Raw genomic sequence first — 26,148 nt, 5'->3', positions numbered from 1 at the left:
ATAGGCTATCATATAATTTTTTAAAACTTAAAAGAGAAAAACACAGGAGCGATTATATGGAATTACAGATTAAAATACAAAACTTTCAGGGTCCTTTTGATTTATTACTTCATTTAATTAAGAAAAATCAATTGGACATATATAATATAAATATATCAGAAATTACTGGTCAGTATATGGAGTACATAGAAAGTTTAAAGGAAATGGATTTAGAAGTAACCTCTGAATTTATAGTTATAGCTTCCACACTCCTTCAAATAAAGTCTAGAGAATTACTTCCTAAGATACAAGATGAAGAAGAGGAAGAAATATCAGAAGAAAATCCAGAAAAAATATTATTGGACAAGCTGATAGAATATAAGAAGTTTAAAAATGTAGCTAGTTATTTAAAAGGAAGATTAGAAAAAGGCTTCACGGTATTTTCTAAGAAGCCAGAAATAATTGAAAAAAAAGAGGAAGAGGATAAAGATATTTTTATAGATGTAACCATATTAGAACTATATAACTTATATAATGAGCTAATAACTAAATATAAGGATAAAATAAATCTAAGCAACACAATACCAGAGGAAATAGAGTTAGAAGAATTTAAAATAGGAGACAAAATGAATTATTTAAAAAGCAGAATAATAGAAAATAAAAATCTTTCTTTTTCCCAAATTAGTAAAGAATGTAGTTGTAAAGGAGAAGTTATAGTTACTTTTTTAGCTCTATTAGAATTAATAAGAATAAAAATAGTTAAAGTGGTTCAAGAAGGTAATTTTAAAGAAATTTACTTAGAGAGGATGGAAGAGAATGAAGCAGATGAACTATATTATTAATGAAGAGAATGAACTAAGATTTTTCTCAATAATAGAGTCACTTTTATTTGCTAGTGGAGAACCTTTAGGCTTAAAAGACATAAGTGAAATAATAGAATTAAATACCTTAGATACTAAGGAAATTTTACAGAAAATGATTAGGGAATATGAAATAGAAAAAAGAGGTATAAAACTAATAGAAATAGAAAAAAAATATCAATTAGTTACAAAGGAAGAAAACAGCTGCTTTATAGAACAACTTTTAAAAACCAACAGTAGTCAATCTCTTTCTCAGGCGGCCTTAGAAACTTTGTCCATTGTAGCCTATAAGCAACCTGTAACAAGAGTAGATGTAGATGAAATCAGAGGTGTTAAAAGTGATAGAGCACTACAAACCTTATTGCAAAAAAGTTTAATTAAAGAAACAGGTAGGCTAGATGTGCCAGGCAGACCTATATTATATAGTACCACAGAAGAATTTTTAAAACATTTTGGCTTGGAAAGTATAAAAGAACTTCCAAGTTTAGAAGAACTTCTAGAAGAATTTCAAGAGGAAGACCTTTAAATAATGAACAATTAATGACATTTTTACTTGCTTTGCTCTGAAAAATTTTAATTTTCTTCTGAAGGCTCATTAAGCTGAAGTTTAACATCGTATTTATTATATAAAAAATATAGCTTTAGAGAACATTCCCTAAAGCTATATTTTAAAATATGAGGGAATTTATTCATTGACAGTAGAAGATTTATTAGCATTATTTGAAGAAGTTTTACTTTTACTCATATCTTTAAACATATCTACAAGTTGCGGTACTGTATCTATTACTCTATCGTAAGGAGTGGTTTGATCTACAGGTAGTAGTCTTACAGAATCAGATTTAATAAATAAAAATGCCACAGGTTTTAATGACACACCTGCTCCTGAACCTCCACCAAAAGGATATTTGCCTAAATCTGAACTAATAGAAGAATTATATTCACTTCCACCAGAAGCAAAGCCAAAAGAAACTTTAGAAATAGGTATAATGGAAGCTCCATCAGGGGTTAGTATTGTATTGCCTACAATGGTGTTTACATCTACCATATTTTTTATGTTTTCCATTGTACTTTGCATTAAATTTTCTATTGGATGATTTTCCACGAGTTATAACCTCCTTTTTACTTTATAAGTAAATAAATATATATATACATAATTTTAGCTATACTCATGAAAAATATACTCTTTATTTCAAAATTAAATATATTTTTATTAAAATGAGGTTCTATGTGAAGCCTTTCTTTTTTTATAGTAAAACATGAGTTTATTAGCCCTAAAATAAAGGGATAAATAGAATAGAATATTCCATAGGAAATAGCAGTTATATAGGCATCTTCAAAGCCATAGTTTAGGTATATGCTAATTTTTAATTTAGGCTTTGAAGGAGTGATTTTTAAATACCCCAATACACTTTTAAAGGAAAGCTTTTGATTATTTTCTTTTTTACTTATTTTTTCAATGGGAGAAGTTTTATTAATATTTTCAAATTTTAATCTATCTAAAGAAAATACTTTATTACCTAATTTTAAAGATAATGTGTTTTCGTTATATATTATATAAATTTTTATAGGAATAGGGATAAATAAAAGAATAATTAAAGATAATAGTAATATAAGAGTTATATACATAAAATTCATCCTCCATGTAATATTAGAAATTATGTCCTAATAATAAAAAAATATACAAACATCCTATGGAAGTAATTTCATGATTAATAAAATTTATATAGAAAATAATAAGAAGAAGAGGTGATTTGTAGGTGAAGATAAAAAAAATACTTTTATATTTTATATGCTTTATAATAACTATAAATATAAATACGTATAGTGTTTTAGCAAATCAACATTTAAATAAAAAAGAAAATAAATTAAATGTGAATGCTAGAGCTTATATAGCTTTGGATGCTAATTCTAAAGTAGTGTTGGCAGGAAGAAATTCAGAGGTTATTATGCCTATGGCTAGTACCACTAAAATACTTACAGCTCTCGTAACTTTAAAATATGGTGATTTAGATAAAATGGTAGAAATATCTCCTAAAGCGTCTTCAATAAGAGGATCTGTTGCAGGATACAAAAAAGGAGAGGAAATCTCACTAAAGGAGCTTCTATTCGGATTAATGCTTAGATCTGGTAATGATGCAGCAATAGCAATAGCGGAAGGAGTAGCTGGTAGTGAAGAAGAATTTGTTAGGCTTATGAATGAATATGCAGCAAGTTTAGGTCTTATAGATAGTCATTTTTGTTCACCTCATGGTTTAGATAGTGCAGAACATTACTCAACAGTATATGACTTGGCTATACTTACAGCAGAAAGTAAAAAACATCCATTATTTCATGAGATAGTTAGTACAAAGGATATTACTAAAGATAAATACAGTTTCTCAAGGGATTATCATAATATAAATAAAATACTTTGGCAACTTCCAAATGCTACAGGAGTTAAAACGGGTTATACAGGAGGAGCGGGAAAGTGTCTTGTAAGTTCTGTAGATATTTCAGGAAGAGAAGTAATAATAGTAGTTTTAGATTGTCCTGGAAGATGGAAGGAGACAACAAAAGTAAACAATTATGTTAAAAAAAATTATGAATATAAAAAATTACATTCTAAAGGAGAGGTTGTAGCTAAGGCTCCAAAGGATAAAAAAAATATAGACCTTGTGTGCAAAGAAGACATTATAATTCCAACAGAAAAAGGAACCGACTATAGTGTAAAAATTAATGTGCCAAATGAAATAAATCACAATATATATGAAGGAGATAAAGTTGGAAGTATAAATGTGTTTAAAGAAGACAAACTTATATTTACCGAAAGTCTTGTAGCAAAAAATAGTTATAAAGCACCTATAATTAAAAAGTTCCCATTTAAAAGCATTTTTAAAAAATAAATATTATGTTAAAAATAAAGGAGTTATGCATATAGCTCCTTTGTTTTTATATAACTTTTATTTTTCATGAATAATGAATATTTGATATAATAAGATTTGTAAGAGGAGTATGTTTAACAAGGAGATGAAGTGTATGAAAGAATTGCTAATTGACATTTGGAGGGGAGATATTTACCTTAAATGAAAGAAAAATTAAGAAAAAAAATAACCCTTCGAATAAAAGTAACCTTATATGTATTTATTATATTAGTAATGGTTATTTCAATTATAGGATATTTATCCTTTAAAGAAATGAGAGAACTTATAGAAAAAGAACGTTCCAAAGAAGCATTAAGATTAGCTCAAACTCTAGCTATGACTGATGAAATAAAAAGGAACTTAAATAAAAAAGATTCATTAGCTCTTCAATATTATGTTGAAAGAGTAAGACTAAAAACTAATGTAACTTTTATTGTAGTAATAGATATGGAGGGGACAAGATACTCCCATCCTATAGAAGAAAATATAGGAAAGATGATAAAGGGTGGGGATCACATAGAAGTAATTAACTCAGGACAATCCTATGTATCAGAAAGTGTAGGTACATTAGGATTATCAATTAGAGGCTTTGCACCAGTTTATAAAGATGGAGAACAAATAGGTGCTGTATCTGTAGGAATATTAAAGGGAAATGTAAATTTAGAAGTGTATAATAAACTTTCTAAATTCATTCCCTTCATTTTGGTGGGACTAATTACAGGAATACTGGGAGCATATTTATTGGCCCATAGCATAAAAAATAGTATCTATGGATTAGAGCCTAAAGAAATAGCTTTATTATTAAGTTTAAAAGAGGCTATATTGGAAAGTGTAGAAGATGGAATTATTGCTGTTGATAAAAGTGGTAATATTTTAAACTACAATAAAAGTGCAGAAAATCTTTTAGGTATAAGTAAAAGGGATTTAGGAAAGAGTGTACTTAATTATATGCCAGATGAAAGTATATTAGAGGTTCTAAATACTAAAAAGCCTTTAATAAATGTAGAAAATAAAATAAATGTAGGCACAACACTGATGTGTAATTATAATATATTGGAAGATAGAGATAAAAATTTTATGGGATTAGTTATTACTTTTGAAGATCTGACAAGCATTAAAGAACTTGCAGAGGAATTAACAGGGGTTAAGAAGATACTTTGGTCTCTAAGGGCACAAAATCATGAATTTATGAATAAACTTCATACTATATCTGGCCTCATTCAGATAGAAGAATATGATATGGTAGTAGATTATATTTGTGAATTAGCTTATAAAAGAGGAGGAATAAGTTATTTAATAAATGAAAATATAAAAATTATACCCTTACAAGGACTTTTATTAGCCAAATATAATAAATGCGAAGAAGAAAAAATAAGTTTTATTATAAAAGAAAGTACTTTTTTAGAAAGACTTCCAAATAAAATGAATTCAGAAGAAATTTGTTCCGTAGTGGGAAATTTAGTAGATAACTCTATGGAGGCAGTAGAAGTTGATGGTACTGGGAAAATAGAAATTGAAATTAGAAATAATGATAAGGAACTATTTTTAATGGTAAAGGATAATGGGGGAGGTATTCCAAAAGAGATTGAAGAAAAAATATTTTTAAAAGAAAAATCTACTAAATTAGGGAATAGGGGATTAGGTATGTATATAGTTAAAAATATAATTGAAGATAAATTTGGGGAAATTCAATTTACTTCTAATAAAAGTGGGACAACTTGGTTTATAAATATACCGATGAAAGGAAATAGTATGTATGATAAAGGTAATGATAATTGAAGACGATCCAATGGTCATGGAGATTAACTATAGATTTCTAAACAAAATAGAAGGCTTTAAAGTTTGTAAAAAAGCTAGTAATTTAAAAGAGGCATATGATTATATATTAAAACATAAATTAGATTTAATTCTTTTAGATATATATCTTCCTAGAGAAAACGGGTTAGAATTTTTAAAGAAACTAAGAAAAGATGAAATAGGATTAGATGCCATAATAATAACAGCAGACAGAAGTAAGGATTCTTTAAAAGAAGCTTTAATGTATGGAGCTGTTGATTATATTATAAAACCTTTTACCTTTAATAGATTTGAAGAGACTTTTAAAAATTATAGGGGTAAATACATAAAACTAGAGAATTTAGATCAATTAGAGCAAAACACTGTAGATAAATTAATAAGTAATACAAGATGTGGTGATTGTAATAAAAAAAATACGCTTGAACCTAGAGAGTATACTCATTTAATTAAGGGGCTAAATAAATTTACCTATGAAAAGATTTGGGAACATATACATAAAAGGCAAAATTATTTTACAGCAGAAGAAATTGCAAAAGAAATTGGCATGGCTAGAATAACCATAAGAAAGTATCTAGAATATATGTGCATTGAAAATAAATTAGGTTTCAAGCTAGAATATGGTAAAGTTGGGAGACCTAGACATGAATATAAAGTAAAGTAAATTTGAGAACAAAATGAACAAAAATAACAATATTTATTTAATATTGAAAAGTTATTTATTTAACAATAAACTGTAATTAGATAAAAGTTTGAGACAAAATAAAGGGAGGATTAGAAAATGAGTTTAAAAAAGCTTACGGCTATATTAACTACAGCAATGCTCACCATGGGGGCTATGGCAGGCTGTGGTGGAAATAATAAAACCACAGGGTCAAAAGAAGGAAAAAATGAAAAAACTGACGTAGTAGTTATTGGCGCAGGAGGTGCAGGTCTTGCTGCGGCAGTAGAAGTAAAGAATGCAGGAGCAAATGTAATTGTTTTAGAAAAAATGCCAATGGCTGGAGGCAACTCTCTAAGAGCAACTGGAGGAATAAATGCAGCAGGAACTAAGTTCCAAAAGGAAAAGAAAATTGGGGATAACGTAGAAAAGTTTTATAAAGATACCATGAAGGGTGGACATGATAAGGGAGAACCCGAATTAGTAAAGCTTTTAACAGAAAAATCAGCAGAAGCTGTAGAGTGGTTAGCTGATTTAGGAGCGGATTTAAGTGATGTAGGAAGACTTGGAGGAGCAAGTGAAAATAGAGCACACAGACCAACAGGCGGTGGTGCGGTAGGAACAGAGATAGTTAAAACTTTAAAGAAAACTGCAGAAAATAAGAAAATAGATATAAGAACTATGAATAAAGCTACGGAAATACTTAAAGATGATAAGGGAAATATAACAGGAGTTAAAGCTGTAGATAAAGAAGAAAAAGAATACACAATAGATGCTAAATCTATTATAATAGCCACTGGTGGATTTGGTGCTAGTGAAGAAATGTTTGTAAGATATAATGACAAATTAAAAGGATTTGGAACTACAAACCATGCAGGTGCTACCGGAGAGGGAATTTTAATGGCTGAAAAATTAGGAGCACAGTTAACTCAAATGAAGGAAATTCAAACACATCCTACAGTAGTTCCACAAAAGGGTATAATGATAACAGAAGCAGTTAGAGGAAATGGTGCTATACTTATAAATCGAGAAGGAAAACGTTTCATAAATGAAATAGAAACAAGAGATGTGGTATCAAAAGCTATTTTAAAACAAGAAGGAAAAACTGCATATTTAGTATTTGATGAAAATGTTAGAAAAAGCTTAAAAGCTGTAGAAAAATATATTGAAATGGAGTTAGCTGTAGTTGGAAATTCTACACAAGATCTAGCTGATAAATTAAAGATAAACGCTGGTGAATTAAAGAAAACAGTTAATACATATAATGGATATGTAAAAGCTAAAAAGGATAATGACTTTAAAAGAGCCAACATGCCTACTGAATTTGCAAAGGGAAATTTATATGCAATAGAAATAGAACCAGCTGTACACCATACCATGGGTGGAATAAATATAAATACGAATACAGAAGTTTTAAATAAAGATGGACAACCTATAAAGGGCTTATATGCAGCAGGAGAAGTAGTAGGAGGAATCCATGGTGGAAACAGACTAGGTGGTAATGCATTAGCAGACTTAATAGTATTTGGAAGAATTGCAGGAGAAAATGCAGCTAAATTAGCAAAAGTATCAAAGTAAATTATATATATAGGAAGGAAGATAAAAATGAAGAAAAAAATAATAACAGGAATTTTAACAGTTGCAACAGTTTTAGCATTAACAGCTTGTGGAAATAAAAGTGCATATAAAGATGGAGAATATAAAGCTACGACTAAAGGTCATAACGCAGACTTAACAGTTTCAGTTAAAGTTGAAAAAGGAAAAATTGCTGATATAAAGGTAACAGAACACAAAGAAACTGATGGAATATTTGATAGTGTAGAAGAAAAATTAATTCCGGAAATAGTTAAAAATCAAGGAACAGAAAAAGCAGAAGCAATAAGTGGTGCTACAGTGTCTAGTAATGCTGTAAAAGAAGCTGTAAGCAAAGCTTTAAAGGATGCAAAATAAATAAAAGTAAGGAATATTTAGATAAAGGAGATAGATCACAAGAATCTATCTCCTTTAAGCTTTTTTAGAATAAATATTACTTATACTTTCAGTTATATTTTCTATAGGTGTTTTCTCCTTAGTGGATATAAAAGATACTTTATCGTCTTTTATGATTAAGACTCCAGATACAAATACATTTGAACCTATACATAAACCTTCATCTTTGTTTTTTGTACCCTTATGCTGTGTAAGCTTTTTAATTTTATTAGACCCTTCAGAAGTTCCATAGGCAAAGGAAATATTGATTAAAGGTATTAATGTTATATTTCCTATTTTTATTTCATTTCCAATTATTATATCCTCATTAAAGGAATTTTGAAATTCTTTAATAAAAGCATCTATATTATTTAAATTCATTAAAAACAACCCCTTCCTTTAGTTAATAATGAATAGCTATTCACTATTAGTTGCTATCTATTTATAATTATTCCACAATTGTAATAAATTATATCAATGAATTGTACTATTTATAAAATATTTGATATAATAAATTTAGCTTATTTAGAATATTAGAAAATTAATAGGGAGAGATAACTATGAGTAAAATAAATGAGGATTTAACAATGGAAAACATGATAGAAGAAATAGACAAAAATATGAAAAAGGTTAAAGAAAAAGATATTGTAAAGGGAAAGGTAATATCTGTATCTGAAGATGAAGTATTAATAAATATAGGATATGTGGCAGATGGAATTATAAAAAAAAGTGATTTAGAAGATATAGATTTTAAAGAAGAATTTAAAAAAGATGAAGAAGTTTATGTATATGTAGTTAAATTAAATGATGGAGAAGGAAATGTTATTTTATCTAAGAGAATAGCAGATAAAATTAGAACTTTAGACAAATTAGAAAAGGATTTTAAAGAAGGAAATATATTTAAGATAAAAATAGAGGAAATTGTAAAGGGAGGGGTTATTACTCATATAAATGGAGTTAGAGCTTTTATACCAGCATCACATATTTCTTCTAAATTTGTACAAGATTTAAATGAATTCTTGGGAAAAGAAAAAGATGTAAAAGTAATTGAATTCAATAGAAAAGATAATAAATTAGTATTATCAGCAAAAGAAGTGGAAGATGAAAAACTTACTAAAAAAAGAGAAGAGCTTTGGAAAACACTAAAAGAAGGAGAAAAAATAAATGGTAAAGTAGTAAGACTTGTAAAATTTGGAGTTTTTGTAGATATTGGAGGGATAGAGGGATTGGTGCATTTAAGCGATCTTTCATGGAAGAGAGTTAATAATCCTTCTGATATTGTAAAAGAGGGAGATGAGGTTGAGGTTTTTATATTAAATGTGGATAAAAAAAGAGAGAGACTAGGTTTAGCACTTAAAGATATAAAAGAAGATCCTTGGAAAAAAGCATTAGACAATCACAAAATAGGGACTGTAGAACATGGGACAGTGGTAAAGTTAGTTGAGTTTGGAGCTTTTGTAGAACTTAAAGATGGATTAGAAGGACTTTTACACATTTCAGAAATATCCGAAGAGAGAATACTAAAACCAGAAGAAGTATTAAAAATAGGAGATAAAATTAAAGTTAAAATTTTAGATATAAATAAAGAAAATAGAAAAATGTCTTTAAGTAAAAAGGCAGCTGAAGACAAGAGTTCTGCTGAAATGGAGAAGTACAGCGATAAAGAAGAAGGTGTATCTTTAGGAGAAATTTTAGGAGATAAATTAAAGGATTTTAAATTTTAAAAGTAGTAACAAAGAATTTGAACTTACATATACTATTAATGTAGTAAAAATCTAATTGAGGTGTATAATGAAAGATTATATGATGTGTAAATGTATGAAAGACTGCTACATGGATAGTATGTGCAATGATGACAAGATGGATAGACCCCTTTGTAATATGTGTGGGTTAACTCCACTATGTCCACCAAATTACATTATGCCTACGGCAAAAGATGATAAGAAAGATATGGACTGCAAGGATATGACTGATATAAGACCAATGTATATGGAACAAAATACTTGTGATATGTATGATGATATGGATTATTGTCATTGTATGCATGATTGTATGCACCATTGTATGAATCCTGGTATGGATCATTGTATGCATCATGATATGAATCCTGGTATGGATCATTGCATGCATCATGGTATGAATCCTGGTATGGATCATTGCATGCATCATGGTATGAATCCTGGTATGGATAATTGCATGCATTATGATATGAATCCTGGTATGCATCATGATATGCATTGCTGTATGCCTCCTTACATGCATTCTGAAATGATGTGTCATCCTATGATGATGTGCCATCCTATGATGTGGGGGCATGGTGGAATGCATCCTATGATGGGTGGATATCCTGGAATGAATCCTATGATGTGCGGCTGCGATGGAATGCATCCTATGATGTATAGCAGAGAATTAGACTTTGAAGAGTTTGACCTAGACGAAGATTAATTAGATATAATGAAAACTTGCAGTTAGTAACTGCAAGTTTTTTTTATATTATAAACATTGAAAATATTGTAGTAACTATAAGGCCTATGGCCACAGGTTTAAAATTTCTTTTAGTTAATTCAAAAGGATCTACTTTACATATGGCGGCTACAGGTAGTAAGGCCCAGGGTATTAGAGTTCCGCCACCCACCCAAATTGTAGATATTTGTCCTAAAGCGGTTAGGGTTTCTATGCCTCTTCCTAAAGCTATTCCAAAGATTTTTGCCACAGAACCTGCTAAGGATAAGCCAGAGAAACCAGAGCCATCTAATCCTGTAATTATACCAACACCTGTAACAGTAATACAAGACATAACTGAATTAACTGGAACAGAATTTGCAAGAGTTGATCCTAGGTCATTTACAATTCCTTTAGAACTATTAGGTAATATTTCTCCAAAAACTGTTATAAATCCAGAATCCCCTAAATAGAAAAAAGCAGCAATAGGAATGACAGGACCAAATACTTTAAATCCAAATAAAAATCCATCTACAATATAAGAGGTAACTAATGAAGAAGCATTTTTACCTTTTGTATAAAGAGTTAAAATTATTAAAATAGCTATGGAAGTACCTCCGATTAAAGCAGTTGCATCTCCGCCTTGAAGATTTAACTGATACATTAAAACTATATCTAAGGCAAACAGCAAGGTTATAAAAATAGAAAAGCCTTTTTTAGCTTTTGTAGACAATATATTTTGAAATTCAGCATTAGATATGTTTTTTTTTAGTGAGATATTTTTATCTATATTAAGTGTTCCGGTTTTCATATCTTTTTTTAATAATATAAAAGCAACTACAGTAGTGACACTTCCCATAATCAAAACTAAAGGAAAGGATGCAGCTAGAACGGAATTAACGGGAATAGAAGCTCCATCTGCTATTATCTTTGGAGCACCTTGAATGATAAAGTCTCCAGATAAGGCAATACCATGTCCAAAAAGATTCATAGCCATTGCAGCACCAATTGGAGGAAGACCAGCTTTCACGGCAGGAGGTACTAATATTGCTCCAATAAGAGCTACAGCGGGAGATGGCCAAAAGAACATAGAAATAATCATCATTAAAATACCTATAGTCCAATAAGCTAAAGTTGGAGTTTTCATAAATTTTTTAAAGGGAGAGGTTAAAGTTTGATTTATTCCAGTTTTATCTAAGATTACTCCCATGGCAGTTATTGTAGAAACAATTAAAATAGTTCCTAGAAGTTCTCTGATAGCTAATATAAAGCTATTGAAAACACCAGAAACAGCAGAAGTAATAGAATTGGTTGCAAAAAAGCCTAGGGTAAATATACCTATAATACAAACTATAGATAAATCTTTTTTTAATATCATAAGTAAAAAAATTAGAATTATAAATATTATATAAACATAATGTAGTGACGTTAAGATAGAACCCATTGTAGTCCTCCTAAAATAGTAGTGATATTAAAAAATATGAAAGAATAGGAAGAAATGTTACAAAAAATCCTTATGGAGAGTATAAAAAAACTGGTAGGGTATAGAATTAAATCTACATCCTACCAGAAATGTATAAGAAAATATTTTAAAGTTTTAATTTATCTTTAATTGTATCTACAATCATAGCTACAGCTTGGTCACCTGTAATATTACAAGCTGTTCCAAAGCTATCTTGAGCTATATAAAGTGCTATCATTAAAGACAACATAGGTTTATCGAAACCTAATATTAGCTCTAAAACCGGAAGAGATGCCATAACAGCTCCGCCAGGTATACCCGGTGCTGCTACTATTGAAACGCCAAGCATTGCTATAAATCCAAAGAAAGCACTAAAAGTAATTGGCATTCCATGAAGCATCATAACAGACATAGCACAGAGTGATAAAGTTATTGTACTACCTGACATATGTGTAGTTGCACAAAGTGGTATAACGAAATCTCTTATACTTTTTGATATACCCATTTTTTCTGAACATTTTAGATTAACAGGTATAGTTGCAGCGGAAGATTGAGTACCTAAAGCCGTCATATATCCAGGAATTTCAAACTTTAAACATTGAAAAACGTTTTTCTTTGAAATACCAGAACCTATTAGAAATTGGAAAAATATAATTATATAATGGCATATAATTACTATTAAGAATACCTTCCAAAATACGGAGAATATTGTGCTAACTTGTCCACTTACAGTCATATTTGCGAATATACCAACTATGTGTACAGGTAATAATGGGATAATAACACTTTCGATTGTTTTACTTATTATATCTTGAAATTCAAAGGCGATTTTTTTAAGTCCTTCACTTTTAGTAGCAGCTATACCTAAACCTAGTATGAAAGCTAGTACAAGAGCTGAAGTAATGCCCATTATTGGAGGCATTTCTATAGTGAAAAAATGTTCTAAACCTTCACCACCAGTAGCTATATTTTTAGCTGCATTTGAAGTTATTATTTTTGGTAATAAAGTAGTACCTACACCATATGCAAATACACCAGATATTAAAGTAAAAGCATAACCTATTCCAACTGTTATACCTAGTAATTTACCAGCACCGGTACCGAGTTCTGCTATACCTGCGGTAACAAAGCCTATTATTAGTAATGGAATTATGAATCCAAGGAAATTGCCGAATATAGAACTAAATGTTACAAATATTCGGATAAAGCTGTCTGGAAAAAGCTTTCCAATAAAAACCCCTAAAAGAATACCTATGACTATTTTAGGGATAAGACCTAATTTTACTTTTTTACTCATAAATATGCTCCCTTCAAATGTAATGAATAATTAAATTTTATATAAAATTCAATTAAGAGTATAACATAGATGTAAGAATTTTTCAACTAATGAATGATAACTTTAATTTACAAAATACAATATTTTTTATGAATCGTAGGGCAAGATATTTAAAAAAATAAAAATATGAAGAATAAAGTTTAAAAATGCTAGACTTAAATGTGTTATAAAGTTTTATATACATAAAATAAATAATATGTTAAAAAATAATTATGGTAATTATTCATAATCATGAAGGAAAAATTTCAAGTTACTATAAAACGAATCAATAAATTTGCAAATATATTAGATGATATATTATTTTATATATTATAGGCTTAATTTTCTAAAGAAGAACAGATTAATTTACAAGGAAATTTTAATAGTCATCTTAAACATATATTAAAATATAATGAATAATAAGAAGGAAATTTATTGAGTTTATCGAAGAATATATTCAAAGATTATAAAAGTTAGAAAATTTAAAAAATAAAAGAAAAGAGATGATTATTATGCTTTTTATCATGGGGTTACTGATATTTCTACTTATAGCTACTCATTTTTTTGGAATAAAAATCGCATTAATGACCATAGCATCCATCCTATTTTGTATTTCTACAGTTAGATTATTTTTCACTAATGTATATGATAGATTCTTACAAAGAATTGTGGGAAGGTCACCAGAGTTTTATTATAGTAATAAATATCTACAATCTATAAGTACTTATGCAATAAGTGTCTGTATACTTTTAACTGTAAATATCTTTGAAAAAGTCGAAAACAAACATTTGCTAACTACTTTAGCATCTATAGTTATAATGATATTAATTTCTATAAAGGCAATAAATGCAGTATCTAAAAGGGTGAAAAATAAAAAAGAAAAGATAGTAATACTGCTTGCATTAATACTAATATTAGCTGTTATGGATGTATTTTTATGTATATTCTTAAGTTCTCATAATTTAATCTAGTTTTTGCCCTAGATTGTAAAGGGTTACTTTATAATACTAGGGTAAAGTTTTACTTAAGTAATTTACTTTATATAGTACTTTATGTTGTATTATATTAAAGGAGTGAAAATATATTTGAGATTAAAGAAGTAACATTATATGTAGTGTTAAAACGGATGGATAGAGTATTTAAATACAAAAAAAGGGGAGTAAGAATTTTTTAAGAAAATTATGGACACGTTTTTCAATGGGGTATAAACATATGAAAAAGGTAGATGAATATATTGATTTGGTTTATAAAGATATTTGTGGAGATGACGAAGGAATTAATATAATTAATTGAATTAATGAAAAATGTCAGAAGATGTAGTATAATTTTACCTGTAGATTATAAATATTACAATAAAATTATATTACATCTTATTTATTGTAGACTTAATGAAGGGGGACTAGTTTATGGTTAAAAAAATTAAAGTATCTACAGTTATAATATTATTATCAATAGTTTCTTCGTTTTTTGGATTGCTTATTGGTACTTTTGGTATATTTGCTACGGAGAAGGTTAACAACAATGTAACAACAATTTATGATAAGGGAATACTACCAATTGTAAGGATCTCAAATATGAGGGAAGAATTTTTAACTATGAGATTAAATTGTACTAATGCAATAATAGCCTATGAGAATAAGCATACTAATCTTATAGAAGAAAGTAACGAAGAAATTATGAAAAATTATAAAGAATATATATCTACATCCTGTGATAAAACACAGGCAAAATACATAAAAGCTTTTACGGAAAGCTATAATGATTATATATATATGACTGAAAAATATCTAGAACGTATTAAAAAAGGTGAAAAAATAACTCAAAAGGATAATAATGAATTAATAAAAATAGGAGATAAGATACAAGCATCCTTAAATGATTTGGAAAAATATGATGTTAAATTATCAGAAGAGAATAAGATAGAAAGTGACAAAATATATACTACTAACAGAAATTTACTTATAGGTCTTTTAGTAGTAGGTGTTATATTTTTACTTTTAATATCCATGGTTACTATAAAGGCTTTAAAGAAATATTTAAAAGAAATAGATGGTATATTAAAGAAAATGGCACAAGGTAATTTAGATATAGAAATTGAAAGCTGTGGTAAAAATGAATTTGAAGTAATGAAACTACATATACAAGATACTATAAATAGTTTTGGAGGAATGATTAAATCTTTAAAATCCAAAGTTAATTCAATAAATAGTTCTTCAGAGAATTTAAGTGCCATATCTGAAGAAATGGCATCTTCTACAGAAAATATATCTACTGCTATAGAGGATGTAGCAAAGGGAACAGGAGAACAAGCAGAAAGTTTAGTTCATATAACAAATATATTAAATACCTTTGGAGACTCTATTAAAAGCCTAGTTAAAGGATTAACTCAGTTAAATGATATGTCTGATGAAATAGGAGGAACTGCAAAGGCTAGTAGTAATAAGATGAAAGACTTAGAGGAAGCTTTTGGGTATGTAGGACAAGCTTTTGAAAGTTTCATAGAAAAAATAAATACCTTAGGAGAAAATGTATTAAAAATAGATGAAATAACTGGAGTTATAAATGGGATAGCTGAACAAACAAATCTTTTAGCCCTAAATGCAGCCATTGAAGCGGCAAGAGCTGGAGAATCAGGTAGAGGTTTTGCAGTAGTAGCAGAGGAAATAAGAGAACTTGCAGAGCAGAGTAAAATTTCATCAAATAATATAAGTGTTCTTATAGATGGCATATCAAAGGAAACTGAAAATATTGTAGAAGATACAGGAAATATAGATGAAAAGTTAAAGTCTTCCTCAGAAGTTATAAAGGAGTCACTATTATCTTTTGAAAATATAATTTTATCTATAGAAGAAGTGGTACCTAAAATAGATTACTTAGCTGAATCAGCCAGCAATATAGATAATGAAAAGAATAGTGTATTTGAAAATATAGAGGAAGCATCCTCAATTGCAGAGGAAGTATCAGCCTCCTCAGAGGAGATTTCAGCCTCATCAGAAGAAATGAATGCTTCTTCTCAAGAAGTAGCAAATACTGCTAATGATTTAAGTGGACTAACCAAAGAGCTTCAAGAGGAAGTTGGTAAATTTAAAGTTAAATGAGAATATTATACATAACAATTTTATAGGATTGATTTAATAAAAAATCATTAGGGTAGAGTTATCCTAATGATTTTTTATATTTATCATAAAGAATAATATATTGTAATAGAACATATAAATCATTATTACAATGATCATTTATTATTTAAAATTGGAGGGATTTAACATGAAAATTAAATATGTGGCAGAACCATTTAGGATTAAAATGGTAGAACCTATTAAAATGCTTACTCGTGAAGAAAGAGAATTAAAAATTGCTGAAGCAAAATACAATACATTTAACCTTAGAGGAGAAGATGTATATATTGATTTATTAACAGATAGTGGAACAAATGCAATGAGCGATGATCAATGGGCTGGTGTAATGAAGGGTGACGAAGCCTATGCGGGAGGAAAGAGTTACTTTAAATTAGTGGATGCAGTAAAAGATATATTTGGATATAAATTTGTTCAACCTGTACACCAAGGTCGTGCAGCAGAAAAAGTTCTTTTTGGATTATTATTAGGTGAGGGAAAATATTCTATATCTAATATGCACTTTGATACAACAAGAGCACATGTTGAATTATCAGGTGCAAGAGCCATTGATTGTGTTGTACCAGAGGCTTCTGATCCAACAGTAAGAATACCATTCAAAGGTAATATGGATGTTGAAAAACTTGAAAAATTAATTAAAGAACATGGAGCAGACAAAATTGGAGTTGTTGTTATGACTATAACAAATAACTCAGCAGGAGGTCAACCAGTATCCATTGAAAATATGAAAGAAACAGCTGAAATTTGTAAAAAGTATAATATTAGACTTTGTATAGATGCGGCACGTTATGCAGAAAATGCTTATTTTATAAAACAACGTGAACCTGGTTATGAAAACAAATCCATAAAGGAAATTATTAAAGAAATATTTAGTTATGCAGATATATTTACAATGAGTGCAAAGAAAGATGCCATTGTAAATATGGGAGGACTTCTAGGAATTAAAGAAGACGAAGAATTATTCCAATTATGTAAAGGTCGTACAATATCCTTCGAAGGGTTTATTACTTATGGAGGACTTTCAGGTCGCGATCTTGAGAGTTTGGCGATTGGTCTTTATGAAGGAATTGATGAAAATTACTTAAGATATAGAATAGGACAAATGGAATATCTTGCAGCACGTCTTGACGAAGCAGGGATTGCTTATCAATCACCAGTAGGTGGACATGGAGTATTCGTAGATGCTAAGAGTATGTTCCCACATATTCCATATAATGAGTTCCCTGGACAAGTTTTAGCTGTAGAACTTTATAAAGAAGCAGGAATACGCACATGTGAAATTGGATCTTATATGTTAGGTAATGATCCAGATACTGGAGAACAACTTAAAGCAGATTTTGAGTTTACAAGACTTGCAATTGCACGTCGTGTTTATACTCAAGCGCATATTGATATTATGGCAGATGCTTTAATTACAATTAAGGAAAGAGCAAACACCGTTAAAGGTTATAGAATTACATGGGAACCACCAATACTTCGTCACTTCCAAGCAAGTCTTGAACCATTAAAATAAAACAGGGAACATATTTGAATTTTTAAAATTACCACTTTTGTTACAAATAGTAACGAATTCATTTAAAACAAATATGTTATGAAATTTATTTTAAAGAAGTTGGAGAGAGATAATAGGTATTAGAATAGTACCTTCATGAAAAAATGAGTTTTCATGGTAAAATCTTCTCTCACTTTTTCATTTGTAAAGTAATCAAAATCACTTAAATTATATCTTATCTTAAAAGTTTTCTATAAATTTCATCATTAGCTAGTAATATTGAAATGCTCGACAAATCAATTCCCATTATTGGATTATAAAGAAGTTTTGACATTTTAAGTATATTTTTATGAAATACAAAGTGTGTAAAACTTGCCCAATAGGGCTTAAATAGAATTTATAAAAAAATGAGTCAATCTATGACTGCATTATCAAGGGGTGGTATTATGGGGAATAACAACCATAAAAATGATCACAAGGAATTGAATAATAACAATAGTCGAGATACTTTTGATTCTAAACTGGGGTTTATTTTAGCATGTATTGGTTCAGCGGTAGGTATGGGAAATATTTGGATGTTTCCTTATCGTGTAGGTCAATTTGGAGGAGCAGCTTTTTTAATACCGTATTTTGTATTTGTTATAGTTATTGGATTTACAGGGGTTATTGGAGAAATGTCCTTTGGTCGTGCAATGGAAACAGGGCCACTTGGAGCCTTTAAAAAGGCAATGGAAATGAGAGGAAAGAAACATGGAGATCTCATTGGACTTATTCCTATTATAGGATCTTTAGGTATTGCTATAGGTTATTCTGTAGTTGTTGGATGGATATTAAGATTTACTATAGGTGCTATCTCCGGCACAATGATAAACGCTCCAGATAGTGGAGCATATTTTGGATCTATTGCAGGAAGAATGGGAAGTCTTGGTTGGCATGTGACAGCATTAATATTAACTTTTGGTATTATGACTATGGGAGTTTCTAATGGAATAGAAAAAGTTAACAAATTTATGATGCCAGCCTTCTTTGGATTGTTTTTAATTCTTGCAATTCGTGTAATAACATTACCGGGAGCTATGGAAGGATATAAGTACTTATTAGTTCCTAAATGGGAGTTTCTTGGAGATCCTAAGACGTGGGTATTTGCTCTTGGACAAGCTTTTTTCTCTCTTTCACTAGCGGGTTCAGGAACATTAGTATATGGAAGTTATTTAAAGAAAACAGAAAATGTTATGAATAGCGCTAAGTATGTGGCCATCTTTGATACAATTGCAGCAATGCTTGCAGCATTCGTAATTATTCCATCAGTATTTGCCTTTAACATGGATCCATCAGCAGGACCACCACTTATGTTTATTACAATGCCTAGTGTGTTTAAACAAATGCCCGCTGGACGATTATTTTCAATTATATTTTTTATAGCTGTTTTATTTGCAGGAACTACATCTTTAATGAATTTATTTGAAGCTTCAATAGAAGCTTTACAAGAAAGATTTAATTTTTCAAGAAAAGCTTCTGTATCTACAATTGGAATATTTGGCTTAGTTACTGGAATAATACTTGAAGATGCAGATAAACTTGGAGTTTGGATGGATATAATATCTGTTTATGTTATTCCTCTAGGAGCACTTCTTGCAGGAATTATGTTCTTCTGGGTTTGTGGAACAAAATTTGCAAGAGAACAGGTACAATTAGGTTGTGATAAAAAAATTGGAAATTGGTTTGAGCCCATGACAAAATATGTATTCTGTGGACTTACAATTATAGTATATGTTCTTGGAATATTTTATGGAGGCATTGGTTAAAAATAAAAGGAAATCACTAAAACTTTAAAATATTTCAATAAAGTTTTAGTGATTTTTAAATTTAATCAAGTTAGCAGGATGAATTCTATATTAAAAAGATATTTTTAAAAAAATTTAAATATATTAAAAATATGCTTGGAAAATACAATATAAGTTGGTGTATCATTACATTAAGTGGGAATTTATTGGAATTACAGAGAAATTATGAATGAAAAATATCAAAATATGTAGTATAATTAGCAATAAAGTATTAATATACAATAAAATAAATTACATAAAATTATTTTGCTATAGAATAAGGGAGGAGAAGGATATGTATAAAAAAATTAGAAATATAAAGATATCTACGATTATAATATTTTTATCAGTTATATCTATATGTTTTAGTGTACTTATTGGAGTTTTTGGTATAACAGCTACCAATAAAGTTAATAATAATGTAGCTGTTATGTATGAAGAGGAGCTACTACCAATTGTAAATATAACAGGTATGAGGGAAGGATTTTTGTCTGTTAGATTAAATTCAGCCAATGCAAAAACAGACTTTAATGAAAAATATGTTAAATCTATAGAGGAACATGATAGGAGAATAATGAAAAATTATAAAGAATATACTTCTACCCATTCTGATGAAACAGAAATAAAATATTTAGAACAATTTTTACAATGCTACAAGAATTATCGTGATTTGAGCAAGGAGTTATTTAAACATCTTGAAAGAGGTGAAAAATTAACTAGAGAACAAAATGATAAATTTATTAAATTTGGAAATGAAGCAGAAATAGCCTTAGATAAATTGCAGGAATATGATATTAAATTAGCTGAAGAGGATAAAATAGAAAGTGATGAAATATACATTATTAACAGAAACTTACTTATAAGTCTTTTAGTAGTCTGTAGTATACTATTACTTTTAATATCAATGGTTACAATAAAAACTTTAAATAAAAACTTAAAAGAAATAGATACCATATTAAAAGAAATGGCAGAAGGTAATTTACATATAGAAATTGAAAGTTATGGTAAGAATGAATTTGAAGTAATAAAATTACATATAAAAAACACCATAAATAGTTTTGGAGAAATGATTAAATCCTTGAAATCTAAAATTAATTTAATAAATAGTTCTTCGGAGAATTTAAGCGCTATATCTGAAGAAATGGCATCTTCAACTGAAAATATATCTACTGCTATAGAGGGTGTAGCAAAGGGAACAGGTGAGCAAGCAGAAAATTTAGTTGATATAACAAATATATTAGATAGCTTTGGATATTCAATTAAAAATTTAGTTGAAGGATTAAATCATTTAAAAAGCATATCTGATGAAATAGGAGGAACTGCAAAGGCTAGTAGTGGTAAGATGAAAGACTTGGAGAAAGCTTTTGGATATGTAGGACAAGCGTTTAAAAGTTTTATAGAAAAAATAAATACCTTAGGAGAAAACATATTAAAAATAGATGAAATAACTGAAGTTATAAATAGTATAGCTGAACAAACAAATCTTTTAGCTCTAAATGCAGCTATTGAAGCGGCAAGAGCTGGGGAATCAGGCAGAGGTTTCGCAGTAGTAGCAGAGGAAATAAGAGAGCTTGCAGAGCAGAGTAAAATTTCATCAAATAATATAAGTAATCTTATAGATGGCATATCAAAGGATACTAAAAATATTGTAGAAGATACAGGAAATATAGATGAAAAGCTAGAGGCTTCTTCAGAAGTTATACATGATTCACTAATATCCTTTGAAAATATAATTTTATCTATAGGAGAAGTGGTACCTAAAATAGATTATTTAGCTGGGTCAGCAAGTAATATAGATAATGAAAAGAATAGTGTATTTGAAAATATAGAAGGAGCATCCTCTATTGCAGAGGAAGTATCAGCCTCTTCAGAGGAAATTTCAGCTTCATCAGAAGAAATGAATGCTTCTTCTCAAGAAGTAGCAAATACTGCTAATGATTTAAGTGAACTAACCGGAAAACTTCAAGAGGAAATTAGTAAATTTAAAGTTAAATAAGAAGAGTATATAAAAAAAGAGCATCCTAAAATAGATGCTCTTTTCATATTATGAAACTCCTACACACTTTTAGGTGCTATGAGTAAGCGATTCACGAAATTTTGAATTTATACTCAAAATTGGTTCGAGATATAAGAAACTCCTACACACTTTTAGGTGGTAGGAGTAAGCGACTCACGAAATTTTAAGTTTATACTTAAAATTGGTTCGAGATATAAGAAACTCCTACACACTTTTAGGTGGTAGGAGTAAGCGACTTACGAAATTTTGAGTTTATACTCAAAATTGGTTCGCTGCTTATAGTGGGGAGTTTTGAACTATGAATTTTAAGACTCCTTTAGATAAGGAGAGTACATCTTCTTTGTTTAGTTTTGAAAAATCATGTCCGCTATTTTCAAGGGTTATAAGATTTACAAAAACTCCATTATCCTTACATTTATTATATAATTCAGTGCAATTTTTATAGGGAACTAAGGAATCTTCTTTACTATATACCATTAAGGTTTTTGGAGCATTGCTATGAACGTAATTTATAGGACTATATTTAGAAGCTACTTCTTTTATATTAGGAATAGAGTTTAAAATATTGTTAAGATCCCAACTAGCCTTTGAAAAATCTAAGCTATTTAAATCAGTAGGTCCTAAAAGGTCAATAACGTATTTAACTTTAGATGGATAATTAGCTAAATTAGGATCTCCTTTAAATTCATTATCACTAGTATATGCGGAAAGTAGGGATAAATGAGCTCCTGATGAGATACCTAAAAGTCCTATTTCGTCAGTATTAAAGTTATAAGTATCCTTGTTTTTATAAATCCATCTTACCGCATCTTTAACATCGGATGTAAGTTTATCAAAGGAGACTCCAGGCTTCATAAGTTCATAATCCACACTTACTATGGTAAAGCCTTCATCACGAAAAGTATCTAAAAGTGGTGAAAGTACAGAGGGAATGCTTTTATCGCCATAAACCCATGATCCACCATGAACATATAAAATTACAGGTGACCCTTTAGGAAGGTCTTTTTTAGCCTTATATATATCCAGTGTTAAAGGAACATTATTGGTATTTTTATAAACAAGGTCTTTAACATCAATATTATTCATACCAGTTAGGTTTTTCATATCAGAAACAGAAGTAGTAGAAAGGTTTTCCTGAAAACTCATATATTTTTTTGCAGCACTTATATAAAATTTGATTTTACCTCTGTTTATAAAGGCAAAAGACGATACTAAAACTATAGCTATAATTAAAAATATTTTTATAAGCTTTAAAAATTTTTTCATTATAATATCTCCTTGTAATAATATAAAGTTTATATATAGATTTTACACTTTATAAGGTTCATGTCAATATGGAGTTAAATTATTATATGTTATAATTTAACTAATATAAAGGAGAATATAAAATGAAATGTGAAAAGCACAGTATAAAGTATGAGAACAAGATTATAGAGTACACACTTTATAGGAAAAAAGTAAAGAATATCAATTTAAGAATTAAAAGAGATGGAAGTGTTTTTGTTTCTGCAAAGCATAATGTTCCAATAGATTATATAAATAAATTTTTAGAAAGTAAGGGTAATTGGATTATAAAAAATATAGAATTTTTTATAAATAAACAGGATGCAAATATAGAAAATAATTTTGAAGAAAATGATGAAATTATTTATCTTGGAAATGAATATATTTTAAAAATCATACCTTCTAAAGAAGATAATATAGTTTATGATTCAAGGTATATATATTTACATACGAAGTATATAGAAGAGGGTAATAAGAAAAAAGAAATATATGAAGAATGGTTAAGAAAAAGAGCTAAAGAAGTTTTTAGTAAATCTTTGGACAAGATGTACTTGCTTATTGAGAACTATGAAGTAGAAAAACCTGACTTTTCCATAAGAAAGATGAAAAGTACATGGGGTTCATGTATGAAGTATAAAAATAAAATAAATTTAAATTTATATTTAATGAAAACAGAAGAAACTTGTATTGACTATGTTGTTTTGCATGAATTGGTTCACTTAGTACATTTTAATCATAGTAAGGATTTTTACGATTTATTAGATGATTTAATGCCAGATTGGAAGGAAAGAAAGAGAATATTAAATTCAAAATAAAATTAACAATGTAATAATTTTGTAAACCCTTTGTAATTTCATCGTAAATCATAAAAAAATAGTATTTAATATAATATGTATAGTGATTATGGAAATTATAAATTAATAAAATTTTAAAGGATTCCAAAGTTAACTAGGAATTAAAATTAGACAGAAAAAGAGGAAGGTAAAATGATTAGAAGATCAAAAAGAAAATTCAGAAGAGGAATAAATAGAAGACTAGTAGGATTATTAACATTAACCTGTATAACCTTAGGTATAGGTGGAAAAATATACATAAATCATAAGAACAACAATAAAAAAAATTCTTTAGTATATGCTAGTATGCAAGAGAGAGATAAAAATGTAAGCTCATTAGGTACAAGCTCTGGATTTACGCCTAAGATTAAAAATGAAGAGGATAAATCAAAGGATAATAAAGAAGATAAAAAATCTAGAAAAGCCATTGATATAGATACAACTACCCAAATAAGTAAAAGTAGTACTAATAGAAAAAAAGTAAATAATCCCTCTGAACCAATTACTCCCAAGGAACCTAGTTCACCTAAAAAGTCTAATTCATCAGGTACAAGTACAGAAAAGTCTAAAACTAAAAATTATAAGGAGTTTTTTAAAAATGACGTTTTTATGGGAGATTCTATAAGTGAGGCTTTAATTTACTATGAATTTTTAGATGAAAAAAATGTTTGTGCAAAGAAGGCTATTAACATCAACAATGCAAAAAATGAAGTGGGAAAAATCAGTATAAAAAACCCAAGAAATATATATATGTTATATGGAGTAAATGATATGGATAATACTGTACCAAGTAAGTGGTTTATTGATCACTATAGGACACTAATACACAAAGTAAAAGAAAAGTTCCCAAACTCAAAGATATATGTTCAATCAGTATTACCAGTTTTACCTATGGTTCAAAAAAGAAAACCTACTATGACCAATAGCTATATAAATGAGTGTAATACAGGACTTATGAAAATGGCTAGAGAGGAAAATGTAAACTTTTTAAATATAAAATCAATGTTAAATGAAAATAATAGAGATTTGTATGAAGGAGATGGAATTCACTTTAAACCTAAATTTTATACTGTATGGTTAAGTTATATAATAAATAAAGTTCAATAGATTTTAAAATTATAAATATAAGTAAAACCAGATATTAAAAATCTGGTTTTACTTATAAGTTTCTTTTTCAGATAATGAAAAATTAAATACTTCACTAAGATTTTTTATTTTAAGTTCTAAAATTATAACAGATATAATAATTAAAAACATACCTATAATTTGTATTATATCTAGAGTTTGATGAAATACAAAATAAGCTATAATAGCTGATATTGGAATTTCTAAAGTAGCTATTATGGATGCTATGCCAACTTCTATATGTTCTACAGATTTAAGATAAGCACCATTTGCTATAACTGTAGTGAAAAACCCTATAACGAATATGTTTTGTATTATAGGATATAAATTGTTGGTGTCACTTAGTATATTCAAAGTATTTTTTGCATCCATAAAAGGAATCAAAAACAATGATGCAAATATGAAAGAATAGGCAAGTAATGTGTTTTGACTATATTTTTTAGAGCTTATTTTAGCAAAAATGATTTGTAATGCAAAGGTAATACCAGAAATAAGTCCTAATATAACACCTTTTAAATTTAAATTAAGATTTTTAGGATCATGCATTTTACACATCATAAAACATCCAGCTAAAGTTAGGAATATAGCTATAATTTTTTTAGAAGTAAATTTTTCTTTAAATATAAAATAAGAAAGAATTACGACCCAAACTTGACTGGTAAACATAAACATAGTACCAAGGGCTATAGAAGTATAATTTACTGACACATTATAACAAATAAAAGTAGTAGCGAAACCTATAGCGCCATAAAGTATAAAAAATAAAAGACCTTTTTTATCTATTTTCAAAAGGTTAGCATCCTTTTTAAAGCAATATAAAAAATAGAAAATACCTGCTATGGATGTCCTAAAAAAACACACAGAGAATGAATCAAAATTAAAGTCATATAAGTTTTTGGTAGGGATACCCAAATATCCCCAAAGTAATGCAGCTAGAATAACTAAAATAAAACCTTTAGTTTTATCATTTTTAATCATTTAGTCTCAACCTCCTATAAGTCGAAAATTTTTACAGGGAAATTTAATAATTATTTGTAAACTTTGCTAAGAATCTATGTA

The 26,148-nt window shown here is 28.6% G+C and carries 23 protein-coding genes; 16 read left to right on the top strand and 7 right to left on the bottom strand.

Annotation, left to right across the window (positions count from 1 at the left end; all coding sequences use genetic code 11):
* The first annotated feature begins 56 nt into the window (after window positions 1-56).
* Entirely contained in the window at window positions 57-821 is a 765-nt protein-coding gene (locus tag B5D21_RS07125; RefSeq protein WP_011099740.1) for a segregation/condensation protein A, read from the top strand.
* Entirely contained in the window at window positions 796-1,365 is a 570-nt protein-coding gene (gene scpB, locus B5D21_RS07120; protein WP_011099739.1) for an SMC-Scp complex subunit ScpB, read from the top strand. Before B5D21_RS07125 ends, scpB begins: the two co-directional genes overlap by 26 nt.
* A gap of 159 nt (window positions 1,366-1,524) precedes the next feature.
* Here scpB and ytfJ read toward each other — a convergent pair whose 3' ends face one another.
* Window positions 1,525-1,941 carry a GerW family sporulation protein gene (ytfJ, locus tag B5D21_RS07115; RefSeq protein ID WP_011099738.1) on the bottom strand — a complete coding sequence of 139 codons (417 nt, stop codon included), beginning with the start codon at window positions 1,939-1,941 and terminating at the stop codon, window positions 1,525-1,527.
* 17 nt (window positions 1,942-1,958) lie between these two features.
* Complete coding sequence (locus tag B5D21_RS07110) at window positions 1,959-2,465, bottom strand: DUF2953 domain-containing protein (RefSeq protein WP_035109636.1); 507 nt, start codon at window positions 2,463-2,465, stop codon at window positions 1,959-1,961.
* A 137-nt stretch (window positions 2,466-2,602) separates the two neighbouring features.
* Here B5D21_RS07110 and B5D21_RS07105 point away from each other — a divergent pair, with 137 nt between their 5' ends.
* The 5 genes from B5D21_RS07105 (at window position 2,603) to B5D21_RS07085 (ending at window position 8,144) form a co-directional block, all read left to right on the top strand.
* Window positions 2,603-3,721, top strand: coding sequence for a D-alanyl-D-alanine carboxypeptidase family protein (locus B5D21_RS07105; RefSeq protein WP_396349699.1), 1,119 nt, complete (start codon window positions 2,603-2,605; stop codon window positions 3,719-3,721).
* Between the two features lie 180 nt (window positions 3,722-3,901).
* Window positions 3,902-5,518, top strand: coding sequence for an ATP-binding protein (locus B5D21_RS07100; protein ID WP_011099735.1), 1,617 nt, complete (start codon window positions 3,902-3,904; stop codon window positions 5,516-5,518).
* On the top strand, window positions 5,496-6,197 hold the full coding sequence (locus B5D21_RS07095; protein ID WP_011099734.1) for a response regulator: 702 nt from the start codon (window positions 5,496-5,498) through the stop codon (window positions 6,195-6,197). Before B5D21_RS07100 ends, B5D21_RS07095 begins: the two co-directional genes overlap by 23 nt.
* A gap of 117 nt (window positions 6,198-6,314) precedes the next feature.
* Window positions 6,315-7,772, top strand: coding sequence for a flavocytochrome c (locus B5D21_RS07090; RefSeq protein ID WP_011099733.1), 1,458 nt, complete (start codon window positions 6,315-6,317; stop codon window positions 7,770-7,772).
* A gap of 27 nt (window positions 7,773-7,799) precedes the next feature.
* On the top strand, window positions 7,800-8,144 hold the full coding sequence (locus B5D21_RS07085; RefSeq protein ID WP_011099732.1) for an FMN-binding protein: 345 nt from the start codon (window positions 7,800-7,802) through the stop codon (window positions 8,142-8,144).
* Window positions 8,145-8,198: 54 nt separating this feature from the next.
* Here B5D21_RS07085 and B5D21_RS07080 read toward each other — a convergent pair whose 3' ends face one another.
* Window positions 8,199-8,543, bottom strand: a complete 345-nt coding sequence (locus B5D21_RS07080) for a GerW family sporulation protein (RefSeq protein ID WP_035109642.1) — start codon at window positions 8,541-8,543, stop codon at window positions 8,199-8,201.
* Window positions 8,544-8,722: 179 nt separating this feature from the next.
* Here B5D21_RS07080 and rpsA point away from each other — a divergent pair, with 179 nt between their 5' ends.
* Together rpsA and B5D21_RS07070 are read left to right on the top strand one after the other, a co-directional pair.
* Window positions 8,723-9,886, top strand: coding sequence for a 30S ribosomal protein S1 (gene rpsA / locus B5D21_RS07075; RefSeq protein WP_011099730.1), 1,164 nt, complete (start codon window positions 8,723-8,725; stop codon window positions 9,884-9,886).
* 67 nt (window positions 9,887-9,953) lie between these two features.
* Window positions 9,954-10,607 carry a hypothetical protein gene (locus B5D21_RS07070; protein WP_035125155.1) on the top strand — a complete coding sequence of 218 codons (654 nt, stop codon included), beginning with the start codon at window positions 9,954-9,956 and terminating at the stop codon, window positions 10,605-10,607.
* Between the two features lie 43 nt (window positions 10,608-10,650).
* On the opposite strand, the gene B5D21_RS07065 is transcribed toward B5D21_RS07070, so the two are convergent.
* Window positions 10,651-12,048 (bottom strand): membrane protein, encoded by a 1,398-nt coding sequence (locus tag B5D21_RS07065; RefSeq protein ID WP_011099728.1) that lies wholly within the window; start codon window positions 12,046-12,048, stop codon window positions 10,651-10,653.
* A 145-nt stretch (window positions 12,049-12,193) separates the two neighbouring features.
* Window positions 12,194-13,363: a dicarboxylate/amino acid:cation symporter gene (locus B5D21_RS07060; protein ID WP_011099727.1), complete on the bottom strand. Its 1,170-nt coding sequence runs from the start codon at window positions 13,361-13,363 to the stop codon at window positions 12,194-12,196.
* 530 nt (window positions 13,364-13,893) lie between these two features.
* Between B5D21_RS07060 and B5D21_RS07055 the strand changes: the two genes are divergently transcribed.
* The 5 genes from B5D21_RS07055 to B5D21_RS07035 all read left to right on the top strand — a co-directional run bounded on the left by B5D21_RS07055 (window position 13,894) and on the right by B5D21_RS07035 (window position 21,826).
* Window positions 13,894-14,352: a hypothetical protein gene (locus B5D21_RS07055; protein WP_035109650.1), complete on the top strand. Its 459-nt coding sequence runs from the start codon at window positions 13,894-13,896 to the stop codon at window positions 14,350-14,352.
* Window positions 14,353-14,787: 435 nt separating this feature from the next.
* Window positions 14,788-16,479: a methyl-accepting chemotaxis protein gene (locus B5D21_RS07050; RefSeq protein ID WP_011099725.1), complete on the top strand. Its 1,692-nt coding sequence runs from the start codon at window positions 14,788-14,790 to the stop codon at window positions 16,477-16,479.
* A gap of 166 nt (window positions 16,480-16,645) precedes the next feature.
* A complete protein-coding gene (locus tag B5D21_RS07045) occupies window positions 16,646-18,028 on the top strand; it encodes a tryptophanase (protein WP_035109655.1) in 1,383 nt (460 codons plus the stop codon).
* A 425-nt stretch (window positions 18,029-18,453) separates the two neighbouring features.
* A complete protein-coding gene (locus B5D21_RS07040) occupies window positions 18,454-19,812 on the top strand; it encodes a sodium-dependent transporter (RefSeq protein WP_052040344.1) in 1,359 nt (452 codons plus the stop codon).
* A 313-nt stretch (window positions 19,813-20,125) separates the two neighbouring features.
* Complete coding sequence (locus tag B5D21_RS07035; RefSeq protein WP_052040345.1) at window positions 20,126-21,826, top strand: methyl-accepting chemotaxis protein; 1,701 nt, start codon at window positions 20,126-20,128, stop codon at window positions 21,824-21,826.
* 297 nt (window positions 21,827-22,123) lie between these two features.
* On the opposite strand, the gene B5D21_RS07030 is transcribed toward B5D21_RS07035, so the two are convergent.
* Window positions 22,124-23,113 (bottom strand): alpha/beta hydrolase, encoded by a 990-nt coding sequence (locus B5D21_RS07030; protein WP_011099721.1) that lies wholly within the window; start codon window positions 23,111-23,113, stop codon window positions 22,124-22,126.
* Window positions 23,114-23,235: 122 nt separating this feature from the next.
* Here B5D21_RS07030 and B5D21_RS07025 point away from each other — a divergent pair, with 122 nt between their 5' ends.
* Both B5D21_RS07025 and B5D21_RS07020 read left to right on the top strand, forming a co-directional pair.
* Window positions 23,236-23,946: a M48 family metallopeptidase gene (locus B5D21_RS07025; protein ID WP_011099720.1), complete on the top strand. Its 711-nt coding sequence runs from the start codon at window positions 23,236-23,238 to the stop codon at window positions 23,944-23,946.
* Between the two features lie 171 nt (window positions 23,947-24,117).
* Window positions 24,118-25,071 carry an SGNH/GDSL hydrolase family protein gene (locus tag B5D21_RS07020; RefSeq protein WP_011099719.1) on the top strand — a complete coding sequence of 318 codons (954 nt, stop codon included), beginning with the start codon at window positions 24,118-24,120 and terminating at the stop codon, window positions 25,069-25,071.
* 48 nt (window positions 25,072-25,119) lie between these two features.
* Here B5D21_RS07020 and B5D21_RS07015 read toward each other — a convergent pair whose 3' ends face one another.
* Window positions 25,120-26,067: a DMT family transporter gene (locus B5D21_RS07015; RefSeq protein ID WP_011099718.1), complete on the bottom strand. Its 948-nt coding sequence runs from the start codon at window positions 26,065-26,067 to the stop codon at window positions 25,120-25,122.
* Between the last annotated feature and the right edge of the window lie 81 nt (window positions 26,068-26,148).

The sequence above is a fragment of the Clostridium tetani genome (assembly GCF_900167265.1).
GTDB classification, from domain to species: Bacteria; Bacillota; Clostridia; order Clostridiales; family Clostridiaceae; genus Clostridium_G; species Clostridium_G tetani.
The sequence above is the reverse complement of the archived record's forward strand: the minus strand, read 5'-3'. Positions and strand labels throughout refer to the sequence as shown.